The sequence below is a fragment of the Parasphingorhabdus sp. genome (assembly GCF_036964565.1).
Taxonomy (GTDB): domain Bacteria; phylum Pseudomonadota; class Alphaproteobacteria; order Sphingomonadales; family Sphingomonadaceae; genus Parasphingorhabdus.
This window is the reverse complement of sequence record NZ_JBALTN010000009.1, coordinates 84,531-98,035: the sequence shown is the minus strand read 5'-3', so window position 1 is coordinate 98,035 and position 13,505 is coordinate 84,531. Positions and strand designations below refer to the sequence as shown.

The 13,505-nt window shown below is 62.1% G+C and carries 13 protein-coding genes; 7 read left to right on the top strand and 6 right to left on the bottom strand.

The genetic code is table 11. From position 1 onward, the window contains the following. Positions 1–66: 66 nt before the first annotated feature. The 4 genes from ssb to V7650_RS13605 all read right to left on the bottom strand — a co-directional run bounded on the left by ssb (position 67) and on the right by V7650_RS13605 (position 3,546). Entirely contained in the window at positions 67–579 is a 513-nt protein-coding gene (gene ssb, locus V7650_RS13620) for a single-stranded DNA-binding protein (protein ID WP_335656778.1), read from the bottom strand. Between the two features lie 45 nt (positions 580–624). Next, positions 625–2,484: a ferrous iron transporter B gene (feoB, locus tag V7650_RS13615; protein WP_335656777.1), complete on the bottom strand. Its 1,860-nt coding sequence runs from the start codon at positions 2,482–2,484 to the stop codon at positions 625–627. 3 nt (positions 2,485–2,487) lie between these two features. Then, a complete protein-coding gene (locus tag V7650_RS13610; protein WP_335656776.1) occupies positions 2,488–2,757 on the bottom strand; it encodes a FeoA family protein in 270 nt (89 codons plus the stop codon). Positions 2,758–2,880: 123 nt separating this feature from the next. Further along, positions 2,881–3,546, bottom strand: a complete 666-nt coding sequence (locus V7650_RS13605) for a COQ9 family protein (protein WP_335656775.1) — start codon at positions 3,544–3,546, stop codon at positions 2,881–2,883. 130 nt (positions 3,547–3,676) lie between these two features. On the opposite strand from V7650_RS13605, the gene V7650_RS13600 reads away from it, so the two are divergent. Further along, a complete protein-coding gene (locus tag V7650_RS13600; RefSeq protein ID WP_335656774.1) occupies positions 3,677–4,777 on the top strand; it encodes an alkene reductase in 1,101 nt (366 codons plus the stop codon). 12 nt (positions 4,778–4,789) lie between these two features. On the opposite strand, the gene V7650_RS13595 is transcribed toward V7650_RS13600, so the two are convergent. Both V7650_RS13595 and V7650_RS13590 read right to left on the bottom strand, forming a co-directional pair. Then, the gene (locus V7650_RS13595) at positions 4,790–5,245 is read right to left on the bottom strand and encodes a DUF1465 family protein (RefSeq protein ID WP_335656773.1); all 456 of its coding nucleotides are present in this window, start codon (positions 5,243–5,245) and stop codon (positions 4,790–4,792) included. A 158-nt stretch (positions 5,246–5,403) separates the two neighbouring features. Beyond that, the gene (locus tag V7650_RS13590; RefSeq protein WP_335656772.1) at positions 5,404–5,601 is read right to left on the bottom strand and encodes a YdcH family protein; all 198 of its coding nucleotides are present in this window, start codon (positions 5,599–5,601) and stop codon (positions 5,404–5,406) included. 118 nt (positions 5,602–5,719) lie between these two features. Here V7650_RS13590 and V7650_RS13585 point away from each other — a divergent pair, with 118 nt between their 5' ends. The 6 genes from V7650_RS13585 (at position 5,720) to ftsH (ending at position 13,420) form a co-directional block, all read left to right on the top strand. Continuing rightward, a complete protein-coding gene (locus tag V7650_RS13585; protein WP_335656771.1) occupies positions 5,720–5,944 on the top strand; it encodes a YdcH family protein in 225 nt (74 codons plus the stop codon). A gap of 111 nt (positions 5,945–6,055) precedes the next feature. Beyond that, positions 6,056–8,338 carry a phosphoenolpyruvate--protein phosphotransferase gene (ptsP, locus tag V7650_RS13580; protein WP_335656770.1) on the top strand — a complete coding sequence of 761 codons (2,283 nt, stop codon included), beginning with the start codon at positions 6,056–6,058 and terminating at the stop codon, positions 8,336–8,338. A gap of 173 nt (positions 8,339–8,511) precedes the next feature. Beyond that, positions 8,512–9,348 (top strand): helix-turn-helix domain-containing protein, encoded by an 837-nt coding sequence (locus V7650_RS13575; RefSeq protein WP_335656769.1) that lies wholly within the window; start codon positions 8,512–8,514, stop codon positions 9,346–9,348. 122 nt (positions 9,349–9,470) lie between these two features. Continuing rightward, on the top strand, positions 9,471–10,346 hold the full coding sequence (locus V7650_RS13570; RefSeq protein WP_335656768.1) for a hypothetical protein: 876 nt from the start codon (positions 9,471–9,473) through the stop codon (positions 10,344–10,346). A 3-nt stretch (positions 10,347–10,349) separates the two neighbouring features. Further along, positions 10,350–11,303, top strand: coding sequence for a tRNA lysidine(34) synthetase TilS (gene tilS, locus V7650_RS13565; RefSeq protein WP_335656767.1), 954 nt, complete (start codon positions 10,350–10,352; stop codon positions 11,301–11,303). A gap of 164 nt (positions 11,304–11,467) precedes the next feature. Beyond that, the gene (ftsH, locus tag V7650_RS13560) at positions 11,468–13,420 is read left to right on the top strand and encodes an ATP-dependent zinc metalloprotease FtsH (RefSeq protein ID WP_335656766.1); all 1,953 of its coding nucleotides are present in this window, start codon (positions 11,468–11,470) and stop codon (positions 13,418–13,420) included. Positions 13,421–13,505 lie beyond the last annotated feature (85 nt).

Here is a 13,505-nt window from a genome sequence, read left to right as displayed (position 1 = left end):
CGAAAAACCGGCTACAGCCCGCGAAGGATGTGCCGGTTTTCCAAAACTCAGATGCCTTGAAAAATCCTAGAACGGAACGTCGTCGTCCAGATCGCTGTCAAAGGCACCGCCGCCCTGGCCGCCGCCGGTCTGGCCCCAGCCGTCGTTGGAGCCGCCGCCGGAAGACCCGCCGCTCTGGCCGCCGCCCCAGCCGTCGTTGCTGCCGCCGCCCTGGCCGCCGCCGCCGGGCTTGCCGTCGAGCATTTCCATTTTCGCGTCAAAACCCTGCAGGACGACATCGGTGCTGTAGCGGTCGTTGCCGGACTGGTCTTGCCACTTGCGGGTCTGCAGCTTGCCCTCGAGATAGACCTTGCTGCCCTTGCGCAGATATTTTTCGGCGACGCCGGCGAGGCCCTCGTTATAGATCGAGATATTGTGCCACTCGGTCTTTTCCTTGCGCTCGCCGGTCTGCTTGTCCTTCCAGCTTTCCGAGGTGGCGACGCTGAAATTGCAGACCTTGCCGCCGTTGGCGAAGGAGCGGACTTCCGGATCCTTGCCCAGATTGCCTACGATGATGACTTTGTTGATGCCGCCGGCCATTTCAAATTCCCTATAAAATATCGCGATTGTCGATTCTTGGGGACTCTATAGACCGAGCGCGACGGCACTCCAATATGTAATACCGGCTGCCACGTAAGCGAGCGCAAATAGATAGACGACCATGAACGTCGGCCAGCGCCAGCCGTTGGTTTCGCGGCGGGTGACGGCGATCGTCGAGATGCATTGCGGGGCGAAGACGAACCAGGCGAGGAAGGCGAGCGCGGTCGGCAGCGACCAGCGGCTCTGCAACCGCTCGGTCAGCGACTTGGCTTCCGCTTCCTCGTCCGGCGCATCGATGGCATAGGTGGTGGCGAGCGCCGCCACCGCGACTTCGCGCGCGGCCATTGCCGGGATCAGCGCGAGCGCGATGTCGCGGTCGAAGCCGACCGGCTTGACGATCGGCGCGATGACATTGGCGATGCGTCCGGCGGCGCTGTAGTCGACCTGGCTCATCGCGCTGTCTTCCGGCACTTTCGGGAAGGTCAGCAGCAGCCACAGGACGACGGTGGCGGCGAAGATGATCGTGCCGGCGCGGCGCAGGAATATCCAGGCGCGCTGCCACAGGCCGATCAGGATGTCCTTCATCAGCGGCAGCTGATATTTCGGCATTTCCATCAGGAAGCCGCTGTTCGGTCCCTTGGTCACCGTGCTGCGCAACACCAGCGCGACGATCATCGCGCCGATGATGCCGAATACATAGAGCCCGAACAGCACCAGCCCCTGGAGTCCGATGCCGGGACCAACCTGGGTCGGCGGAATGAAGGCGCCGATGATGATCGCATAGACCGGCAGCCGCGCCGAGCAGGTCATCAGCGGTGCGACCAGAATCGTGGTCAGCCGGTCCCGCGGATCGGAAATGCTGCGCGTCGCCATGATGCCGGGAATGGCGCAGGCGAAGGAGGACAGCAGCGGGATGAAGCTGCGGCCGGAGAGGCCGACGCTGGCCATCATCCGGTCCATGATATAGGCGGCGCGGGTCATGTAGCCGCTCGCCTCGAGCAGCAGGATGAACAGGAACAGGATCAGGATCTGCGGCAGGAAGACGACGACCGAGCCGACGCCGCCGATCGCCCCCTCGATGATGAAGTCGCGGATGAAGCCGGCTGGCAGGTTGGTTTCGACTGCTGCCGCGACCCATTCGCTGGCGCCCTCGATCCAGCCGATCGGCGCCTCCGACCAGGCAAAGACCGCCTGGAACATCACGAACAGCACGCCGAACAGGATCAGCGGTCCGACAAAGGGATGCAGGAACACCGCGTCGGCGCGTTCCGACCAGCGCCGGCCGGCGGTTTCGGAGACAATCGCCAGTTTGGCAATCCGCTTTGCCTGCTTGCCGAGACCGTGATCGCGATCCTTGGCGACCACCGGTTCGATATTGTCCGGCTTGTGCTGGAGACGGCTTTCGACCGCGGCGGACAAGTCCTGCAGGCCGCGGCGGCGGACCGCGACCGTGGGCACGACCGGAACGCCGAGCGCCTGTTCCAGCTTGGCCGGATCGAGTGTCAGGCCGTCGCGTTCGGCCAGATCCATCATGTTGAGCGCCACCACCACCGGACTGCCGAGGGCAATGACTTCCAGCGCGAAGCGCAGGTGATTGTCGAGATTGGCGGCATCGAGCACGAGGATGATCGCATCGGGACGGCGTTCGCCCTTCTGCAGGCCCATGATGACACCGCGGGTCACTTCCTCGTCGGGGCTGGTCGGATCGAGGCTGTAGCTGCCCGGCAGGTCGACCAGCTCGGCCGGCCGGCCGTCGGCGAAACTGAAATGACCGGATTTGCGCTCCACGGTCACGCCGGGATAGTTGGCGATTTTCTGGCGTGCGCCGGTGAGCGCGTTGAACAGGGCGCTCTTGCCGGAATTGGGGTTGCCCGCGAGGACAATCAGAGGTGCGATTTCAGACATCAATCAGGCGGGTATCGTTTCCGCCACCGGGGAAACCGATATCGCCCGGGCATGAGACTTGCGGACCGCAATCATCATCCGGCCCACCTTCAGAGCGATCGGATCATTCATCCCGAACATGCCCTTGTAGAGCTTTTCCACCGGCGCGCCGACATCAATGCCGAGCGCGCGCAGGCGCCGGCCCTCGTTGTCGGAAATCGCCGTCCAGTCGATTGCCACGACTTCGGCGCTTTGCCGAATGGACAGCAGGTCCAGGGTGGTGGATGATGGCATGATGTCGGAACCTGATTTTTTCTAGTTGCGAGTGATTATCAATATTGATTGGCTTTGGCGAGTCTTTTGTGAGATTTCGCTGCGCCGGCAAGGCGGAAGCAAATGCGATGGCGTGATGTCGGGTCAGGCACCCCGATAGCGCAACCGGCCAATGAAGCGCGCCATGCTGAACCGGTCGCCGCTGCCGCGCGTCACCCTGGCCTTCACCTTCTCGAACTGCATGACATTCCCGATCCGACGATCAAGAAAGGCGCGGGTGTCGGTAAAATCTTCGCTCTCGTCGTCGAGAAACACGCTGATCGTGCTGCCATAGACACCCAACAGCAGCGTTCTCTTGGTATAGTGATTATAGTCGGTGGCGGTGTCGCCGGCCAGCCGCCACATCTTGTCGGCCGCGCGCCAGCCCATATTCGCGGCGCGGCGGAGATGCGGCGGAGCCGCGAGGATCGCCAGCGCCCGCCGCAGGCCTTCGCGATCCGCTGCCAGCGCCTCCAGCCGCGCCTCGACCAGCGCCTTGATCCGGTCGCGGATCTTCATCGCTGCCAGTTCGTCCGCATCATATTTCGCGGCCATCCGCGCATCGATCGCCTGGAACCAGGCGTCGATCAGGTCTATCGGCCCGCCGCCGAACGCCAGCCTGGCAAGGTCGGGATCGATACCGGCCAGCTCGGCCGCGGCCAGCACCGCCTTCTCGTTCCAGCCATCAAAGGCGGCCTGCGCTGCCAGTTGCGGAGCAAGGAAGGCGCGCACCTCGTCGAGGGTTGGATCTGCGGGAAGCGGTGCCGGCATGGGAGTTCCTTTGAAATCAGAGCTATTGATATAGACAGAAATTGCTTGGTTTCAAACCATTGCATTTAACCCTTCGGCGTCTTAGCTGTCTGATTAACAATCCACGCCTTTTCATCCAGGGAATTCCATCTTGACCACATTGTTTGATCCGATCACCGTTGGCGCCATCGAGGCATCGAACCGCATGTTCATGGCGCCCCTTACCCGCTGCCGGTCGACGATGGACCATGTGCCTACGCCGATCATGGGCGCATATTATGCGCAGCGCGCCGGGGCCGGCCTGATCATTTCGGAAGCGACCGGAATCAGCCAGCAGGGCCTTGGCACCCCGTTTGCGCCGGGCATCTGGAACGAGGCGCAGACCGAAGCCTGGAAGCCGGTGATCGAACAGGTCCACCAGGCCGGCGGCCGGATCATCTGCCAGCTGTGGCACATGGGCCGGATCGTCCATCCCGATTTCCTCGACGGCGAAAAGCCGGTCTCGGCATCGGCGACCACGGCGCCGGGCAGCGTCCGCACCTATGCCGGCAAGCGCGACTATGTCGAAGCTCGCCCCCTGGAAATCAGCGAGATTCCCGGACTGCTCGACGATTACCAGAATGCCGCGGAAAATGCCAAGAAGGCCGGCTTTGACGGCGTGCAACTGCACGCCGCCAACGGCTATCTGATCGACCAGTTCATCCGTTCGGGCACCAATTTGCGGACCGACGAATATGGCGGATCGGCAGAGAATCGCGTGCGGCTGCTGGGCGAAGTGACTCGCCGGCTGGTCGAGGTCTGGGGCAGCGACCGCGTCTCCGTGCGGCTGTCGCCCAATGGCGATTCCCATGGTGCGAATGACGCGACCCCGGTCGAGACCTTCACCACCGCCGCGAAGCTGCTCGACGATATCGGCATCGCCTTTCTCGAACTGCGCGAGCCCCCTGCCCACGGCACCTACGGCAATACCGATGTGCCCCCCGTCAGCCCGGACATCCGCCCGGTGTTCAAGGGCCCGCTGGTCCTCAACAGCGACTATTTCTATGACAATGCGACTGAAGCGCTGGCGCAAAACAAGGCCGACGCGATCAGTTTCGGCCGAACCTTCATGACCAACCCCGACCTGCCGGAACGTTTCCGGAGCGGGGCGGAACTCAACCCGATCGACTTCACGCCCACCTGGTACAGCCAGGGCGCCGAAGGCTATACCGATTATCCGTTTCTGGAGGAAAGCGCAGAGGTCAGCGCCTGATCCCCAGGGGGATCAGAACGCACCCTGCAGCCGGCGGAACATGTCCTGGACCGCTGACTCGGCCTGCATTTCCCGTTCCATGAGCGACGCAAGGCGCTGCAGACGTTCAAACAGCTCGTCGCTGGCCATGATGATCTGCCGCGCCTCTGCCGGGAACCGATCAACCGTGGGTTGATCGGTGGCCGCGGCGCAGCCGAGACTGCGGTCGTGGTTCCACGCTTCCCCCTCGGACAGGTCGCCGCTGTGCAAGGCTTTCTGGTTCAGCAGCCAGGCAATGCAGTGCATCAGCCGGGTCGTCACCTTGAGCGATTCACAGGAAAAGGATACGGCCAGAAGATCCGCCGGATCGGACTCTTCGCTGAACCGCCCGGATTCGAAATAGGATCGCGCCTCGTCGGCCAATACCATCGCTTCGGTATAAAGTGCGTCGAGCAATTTAATCGTTAAAAGGGATTCACGAACTGCCATTTTTCCGTTCTAGCAATATTTCAGACGGCGTTGACAGGGAATTTTCGGGCCGGAATCACCGCCGATGACGGCTGTTTCAAACTGACACGCCGGGCCGGTCGAAGTTAACTGGTGGACCGAAAGGGTTAACACGGAGCAAAGCCGCAGAAGCGCTAGCCTCAGGCAATGATGTCGGGAATGAGCTGATTCTCGAGCACGACAATCCGGTCGCGAAGCTGCAGCTTTCTTTTCTTGAGTCGCGCCGCGCGCAATTGATCCGGATTGCCTGCCTCGACCAGCGCGGCAATCGCCTCGTCGAGATCGCGATGTTCGATTCTCAGCAGTTCGAGCCGCGTTTGCAACTCTTCATCGCTCATCCCCATTCTGGATCAATCTCTCCCTTGCGTCGGTGCAACATTTTTGTAATCTTAACCCTATTCATGGTTCATGTCGAAACCAAGACAATTTAATCATGAAACTTGGAACTGCGCCCTGTTGGCCAGCACATCAGAGAAGGAAGCCTTGACCCTCTTTCATTTTCAAAACAGCATTTTTGAGGAGACTTTAATGATTCAGAATCACCTGTCAGCTCTGCGCGAAAAGCACGAAGCACTCGAACGCAAGATCAACGAAGAAGAGACCCGCCCCCTCCCCGACACGATTCGAATCCACAGTCTGAAGAAAGAGAAGCTCCGGCTCAAAGAAGAATTGATGAATTAGCCCGGGTTCGGGGGTAGCACCCCCGGCCGGCCGGGCGGCGATGACGTCCGTTTTAGCCGACGTGCGGTTTTCAATATCGCGCTATCATAGCCTTTCTGCTAAGCGGACATCATGCCAACAACAGAACCTTCGAGTACCAGCACCGCGCGCAACATCCTGACCGGTCTGCGATCGATCATGGCGTCGCGCGGCAACGCCCAGACGAAGCTGAACAAGGTTGTCGACACGATCGCCGATGCGGTCAGCAGCGAGGTCTGTTCCATATATCTGCGCCGCGAGGGCGTGCTCGAACTGTTCGCCACCCGCGGCCTCAATGCCGAAGCGGTGCACGTCACCAAGCTGGCCATGGGCGAAGGGCTGACCGGCTATATCGCCAAGAATGTCGAGACGCTCAATCTCGACGAAGCGGCCAGCCATCCTGATTTCCAGTACCGACCGGAAACCGGCGAGGAGAAATTTCACAGCTTTGCCGGGGTGCCGATCATTCGCAACCAGCAGGCGATCGGGGTGCTGTGCGCCCAGCATGTCGAACCGCGTCGCTATTCCGAAGTGGAAATCGAGGCGTTTCAAACCGCGGCGATGGTGCTCTCCGAACTGATCAGCAGCGCCGAATTCGTGGACGACAATGTCGCGGAAGAGGCGGCATCCCTCGACAATGGCGCCAACCGCCTGAGCGGACTGCAACTGGTCAAGGGCAAGGCCAGCGGTCACGCCGTCTTCCATCAGCCCCGGGTCAAGATCGAGCATACCGTGGCCGAGGACACCGAGGCCGAGCGGCACCGCGTCTATTCGGCCTTCGACAAGATGCGGGCGCAGATCGACCAGATGACCAGCCAGGCGGAATTCGGGGTCGGCGGCGAGCATGAGGAAGTCCTGCAGACCTACAAGATGTTCGCTTATGACGAAGGCTGGAGCCGCCGCATCAACGAAGCGATCGACAGCGGCCTGACCGCGGAAGCGGCGATCGAGAGGGTCCAGCAGCATACAAGGATGCGGATGCGGCAGATTGACGATCCGCTGCTGGCCGAACGGATGCACGATCTGGAGGATCTCGCCAACCGCCTGCTGCGCATCGTGTCCGGGCAGATGGGGACGGCGGCAAAAATGGGTCTGCGCCAGGACACGATCCTGATTGCCCGCAATCTCGGCCCGGCCGAGCTGCTCGAATATGACCGGCGCAGACTGAAGGGCGTTGTTCTCGAAGAGGGATCGCTGACCGCGCATGTGACGATCATCGCGCGGGCGATGGGCATTCCGATCCTCGGACAGGTCAAGAATATCCGGCAGGTGGTGCGGGAAGACGACCATCTGCTGCTCAACGTCGACGACAATGTCGTGTTTGTGCGGCCGGGCCCCTCGGTCGAGGAAGCCTTCGACGCGCAGCTGGAGCTCAGCCAGAAAAAGCGCGCTGCCTATTCCGAATTGCGGGACAAGGAGGCGATCACCAAGGATGGCGTGCGGATCACCGTCAATATCAATGCCGGCCTGCGGGACGACCTCGCCCTGCTCAACCTCACCGGTGCGGACGGCATCGGGCTGTTCCGCACAGAATTTCAGTTCCTGGTCGCGGCGACCATGCCGGGCCGGGCGGGGCAGACCCGCTTCTATCGCGACGTGCTGGATGCGGCCGGCGACAAGCCGGTGATCTTCCGCACGATCGATATCGGCGGCGACAAGCCGCTGCCCTATTTCCAGACGAGCGATGCGAAGGAAGACAATCCGGCGATGGGCTGGCGAGCGATCCGCATTGGCCTGGAGCGCGATGCGCTGATGAAGGTTCAGGCCCGGGCGCTGATCGAGGCAGCGGCGGGCCGAAAACTCAACGTCATGTTCCCGATGGTCGCGGAGCCCTGGGAGTTCGATCAGGCGCGAGCGGTGTTCGAAGGCCAGCGCGCCTATCTGGCGACCCAGAAGAAGCGCTTGCCGTCGCAGATCCGCTATGGGGCGATGCTCGAGGTTCCGGCGCTGGCCGAATGTCTGGACCTGATGGCCGACCGGCTCGATTTTCTGTCGATCGGCACCAATGACCTGACCCAGTTCCTGTTTGCCGCAGACCGCAGCAACCCGAAACTGGCCGAGCGTTTCGACTGGATGAGCCCCGCCATCCTGCGATTTTTGCGACGGGCCGCCGACAATGCCGCGCGGTTCGAGATTCCCCTGGGGGTTTGCGGGGAAATGGGCGGCCGGCCCCTTGATGCGCTGGCGCTGCTCGGGCTGGGCATTCGCAGCCTGTCGATCACTCCCGCTTCCGTCGGACCGATCAAGGCAATGGTCCGGTCGCTTGACCTGGGGCAGGCCCAGCTCGAAATCGATACCATTTTGAGAGAAGCACCGGCTGAACCGCGCGCGCGTCTCGAGCAATGGGCCCAGCAGCAGGCTATCGATCTCGACTGATCGGGTGCCTGCTGATCCACCGCCGGAATTTTCGCCGAATGGACGAAAAACGAAAAATCGGGTAACAGAGCCATGATAGGCATTGACTTTTGCCGCCCAAACTGGCTTTTTTCCTAGCAATATCCGGGGAGTGCGAAAAGGGTCGCAAACTGATCCGGCCAAGGGAGTATTGAGTGGCCGAAGATACCAATGACGACGAGAACGTAGAGCCAAATCTACGCAGTACCGGTGAATTGTTGCGCCGCGCGCGTGAGCAGAAGAACCTTTCGCTGGAAGATATTGCCAAAAAAACCCGAATTCCGCACCGTCATCTGGCTTCGATCGAAAGCGGCGATTTCGATGCCCTGCCCGGCCGGACCTATGCGATCGGCTTCGCCAAATCCTATGCCCGCAGCGTCGGCCTGGTCGATGCGTCGATCGGCACGCAGCTGCGCGCGGAGATGGATGAACAGGGTCACGGCGCCTATGAACCGGAATCGAGCGGATATGCACCCGCCAGCCGATCCAGCGTCCCGCCTTCCTATCTCGCCTGGACAGCGGCCGGCATTGGCGTGCTGGTATTGGTCGGATATCTGATATGGCGAACGCTGATCCTCAATCCGAGCGACATTGCGCCAATGGCTGATGGTGAAACCGCGGCTGCGGTCGAACCGGCAGGCGGAACCCCCGAAAGCCAGAATCCGGTGGCCGGCACCGCTGCCCCATCGAGCGAAGGCACCGTGGTGCTGACAGCGACCGAGCCGGTGTGGATGAAAATCTACGACGCGGAGGGCGAACGGCTGTTCGAGAATGAAATGGCCCCGGGGGACACGTTCACGGTGCCCGCGGATGCGAATGATCCGCAGATCCTGACCGGACGCCCCGACGCGCTGACCGTGACCATCGATGGCCAGGTCGTGCCGCAACTGGGGACCGCCGAGCGGACCATCAAGGATGTCGGGGTTAGCGCGAAAGCGCTGCTCGCCCGGGAAAGCGAGAGCAATCCGGCGGCGGATTTGTCATCTGAATAAGGCATTTCCCGGTCTGAAACCGATGCTGCAGGGCAGCGGGTTTTGGCCTATTCGCTGATATAATTGTCTTTACCTTTCAGACCGGTATATGGTTAACATACGAGAAATCAGCGGAGGCCTTGATGAACATATTGGGTAAGACAGTCCTGCTCACCGGCTTGCTTTTCAGCATGCCGGTTTCGGCCCAGAGCGGAAATGTGGACCAGCGGGTGGATCGGCTCGAACAGGAACTGCGCGCGGTTCAGCGCAAGGTGTTCCCTGGTGGTTCGTCGCGTTATTTCGAGCCAGAGATAAGCGCGCCGACCGGTCCCGCATCGCCGGCGACATCCATCACCACCTCGGCTGTCAGCGACCTGATTTCCCGCGTCGATGCGCTGGAGGCCAGCCTGGCGAACCTCACCGGCCAGGTCGAGGAAAATGGTTTTCGCCTGAGAAAGCTGGAAGACCGGCTGGCCGCCGCTGAAGCGGCCACCGCAGGTGGTGCCGTTGCGGGCGCCGGTCCAGTGGCGACGACCACGCCGAAACCGGCGCAACCGGCCCCGTCGGCCGCCGCGCCAGACCCCGAGCGGGTCGCCGCGGTCGCGGCGATCGTCATGCCGGAAACCGGCGATGCCGCGGAAGATTCCTATATTTACGGATATCGGCTCTGGGACGCCAAATTCTATCCCGAGGCGCAGGCACAGCTCAAGAAAATGGTCGCCGATCACCCGGGCCATCCGCGCGCCAGCTTTGCGCAGAATCTGCTGGGCCGCGCCTATATCGACGATGGCAAGCCGGCGCTGGCCTCGGTCGCCCTCTATGAAAATTACCAGAAAAGGCCGCGCGGCGATCGCGCGCCGGACAGCCTCTATTTTCTGAGTACGGCGCTGGTGCAGCTCGGCAAGAAGGATGACGCTTGCCGCGTGCTTGCCGAGATGCAGGACGTCTATCCGGATGTCGCCAGTGGCCGCCTTGCCGACCGCGTTACATCGGCGAAGGCTGCCGCCAACTGCAAATAGATCATGGAAGACCAGGCCGCCTCGCTCGATAGCAGATTTGCGGAGGCGCTTGATCGGCTGGTTCCCGACCTGCAATCGAAGGACCAGACACTGGGCCTGGCCGTTTCCGGCGGTCCGGACAGCCTTGCCCTGCTCCTCCTCGCCATCAACGCCTGCCCCGGGCGGATCGCCGCTGCAACGGTTGACCACGGCTTGCGCCCGGCCGCCCGGCAAGAAGCGGAATTTGTCGCTGCGCTGTGCCGCGAGCACGGCGTTCCCCACCAGATCCTGCGCCCCGGGGTTCCGATCCGCGGCAGCATCCAGAGCGCGGCAAGACGCGCCCGCTATGCCTTGCTGGCGGGCTGGATGAAGGAGAATGACATTCGGTGGCTGGCAACCGCGCACCACGCCGACGACCAGCTGGAAACGATGATCATGCGCATCCTGCGGGGCAGCGGTATCGACGGGATGTCGGGCATTCGGGAAAGACGGACGAATATCGTGCGGCCGCTGCTGCATTTCCGCAAGAGCGAACTGGAAACCTTCGTCGCGCGGCGCGGCCTGGATGCGGTGGACGATCCGTCCAACCGCGATCAGGGCTTTGACCGGGTCCGGGTGCGCAACGCGCTGGAGGATCTGGAAGGGTTCGACACGAGGCTCGCCAGCCAGAGTGCCGCTGCGCTGGGTGCGGCGCGCGAGGCGATCGAATGGATGGTCGAGCGGCTGGCCGCGGACCATATCGCGGTGTCCGAGACCGGCTGCACGCTTCTGCGAAGCGAATTTCCCGCCGAGATCCAGCGGCGCTTGCTGCTCAAATGCCTGCATGTCTGCGAGCCCGCCCTTTCGCCGCGCGGCAACCAGATCGACCAGACGATCATCGCGCTGGAACGGGGCGAGACCGTCACCCTGGGCGACATATTGTGCCGAGGCGGCGAAACCTGGCGCTTTCAAATGGCCCCGAAGCGGCGGCACAGCTGAATTTTGCCGGCCCGGGCCCGGGGTAGCCGCCGATAACTGTGATCGGGAAAAACATCGGCCTGTATATTGTCATCCGCGGCAAAAGGACTATCTTGAGAGGACTGATAAAATCGCAGCGAGATGCCGGTCATCCGCAGCGACCATGATGACAGGACAGACGCGCGATGAATGACGAACAGGATCCCAAAGAAAATCCCTGGATGAAGAGCATGTTCATCTGGGCCGGCATCATCGTCGCCCTGCTGCTGACCGTGTCGATGTTCGGTGCCGGCGCCGCTTCCGATGCCGGAACCGGGATCAGCTACTCCTCGTTCCGCAACAAGGTCGAAGAAGGCAGCGTGAAAAGCGTGGCCATCGCCCCCGACAAGATCACCGGCGAGCTGACCAACGGCGACATGTTCACCACCACCCCGGTCGGCAGCGATCCGTCGCTGGTCACCCTGCTCGATGAAAAGGGCGTAGAATATAGCGGCAAGGCACAGGAACAGGCGAGCATCTGGCAGATCATCCTGGTCCAGTCGCTTCCCTTCCTGCTCATCCTCGGCATCGCCTTTTTCGTGCTGCGCCAGATGCAGAAGGGCAGCGGCTCCGGCGCCATGGGATTTGGCAAGTCGAAGGCCAAGCTGCTCACCGAAAAGCAGGGCAAGGTCACCTTTCAGGATGTCGCCGGCATCGACGAAGCCCGCGAAGAGCTGGAAGAGATTGTCGAATTCCTCAAAAACCCCGGTCGCTTTGCCAAGCTGGGCGGCCAGATACCGAAGGGCGCGCTGCTGGTCGGCTCGCCTGGTACCGGCAAGACGCTGCTCGCCCGCGCGATTGCGGGTGAAGCGGGCGTGCCGTTTTTCTCCATCTCCGGTTCCGACTTTGTCGAAATGTTTGTCGGCGTCGGCGCCAGCCGCGTCCGCGACATGTTCGAACAGGCGAAGAAGAACGCGCCGTGCATCGTCTTCATCGACGAAATCGATGCGGTCGGTCGCCATCGCGGTGCCGGTCTCGGCAACGGCAATGACGAGCGCGAGCAGACGCTGAACCAGTTGCTGGTCGAGATGGACGGTTTCGAGGCCAATGAAGGCATCATCATCATCGCCGCGACCAACCGTCCCGACGTGCTCGACCCTGCCCTGCTGCGTCCGGGCCGGTTTGACCGCCAGGTCGTTGTTCCCCGCCCCGATATCGAGGGCCGCGAGAAGATCCTGGCCGTGCACATGAAGAAGGTGCCGCTGGCCCCCGATGTCGACGCGCGCACGATTGCCCGCGGCACGCCCGGCTTTTCCGGCGCCGATCTTGCCAACCTGGTCAACGAGGCCGCGCTGATGGCGGCTCGCCGCGGCAAGCGGATGGTCGCGATGAGCGAGTTCGAGGATGCCAAGGACAAGGTCATGATGGGCACCGAGCGCAAGTCGATGGTGATGACCGACGACGAGAAGAAGATGACCGCCTATCACGAGGCTGGCCACGCGATCGTTTCGGTCCACGAAGAGGCATCCGATCCGATCCACAAGGCAACGATCATTCCGCGCGGCCGCGCTCTCGGCATGGTCATGCGCCTGCCCGAGCGGGACAATTACAGCTATCACCGCGACAAGATGCACGCCAATCTGGCGGTCTCGATGGGCGGCCGCGTCGCCGAGGAAATCATCTTCGGCTATGACAAGGTCTCCTCAGGTGCGTCCAGCGACATCCAGTACGCGACCAAGCTGGCCCGCGACATGGTCACCCAGTGGGGCATGTCGGACGAGATGGGGCCGCTGCAATATGAAGAGGAACAGGGCGAGACCTTCCTCGGCTATTCGCAGTCCCAGCGGGTCCACATGTCCGACGAGACCGCGAAGAAGATCGACGTCGAAATCCGCAAGCTGATCGACGACAGCTATGCCCGCGCGAAGCACTTGCTGACCAAGCATAATGACCAGCTGCACGCCCTGGCCAATGCGCTGCTAGAATATGAGACGCTGTCGGGTGAGGAAATCGACGAACTGGTCAAGAACGGCAAGTTCCACCGGCCGGACGGCGGCGTCGTCAAGCCGGCGGCGGTGCCGACGATCGGCGCGTCCATTCCGAAGGCGGGCCGTAAGAAGAAGGGCCCGTTCACCGATCCCAAGCCGCAGGGCGCCTGAGTCAGAGGCGATTGCCCCAAGGAAGTAAAAGAAAAGGCCGCTCGGGATTGATCCCGGCGGCCTTTTTCTTTTGTCTCGGTAGAGA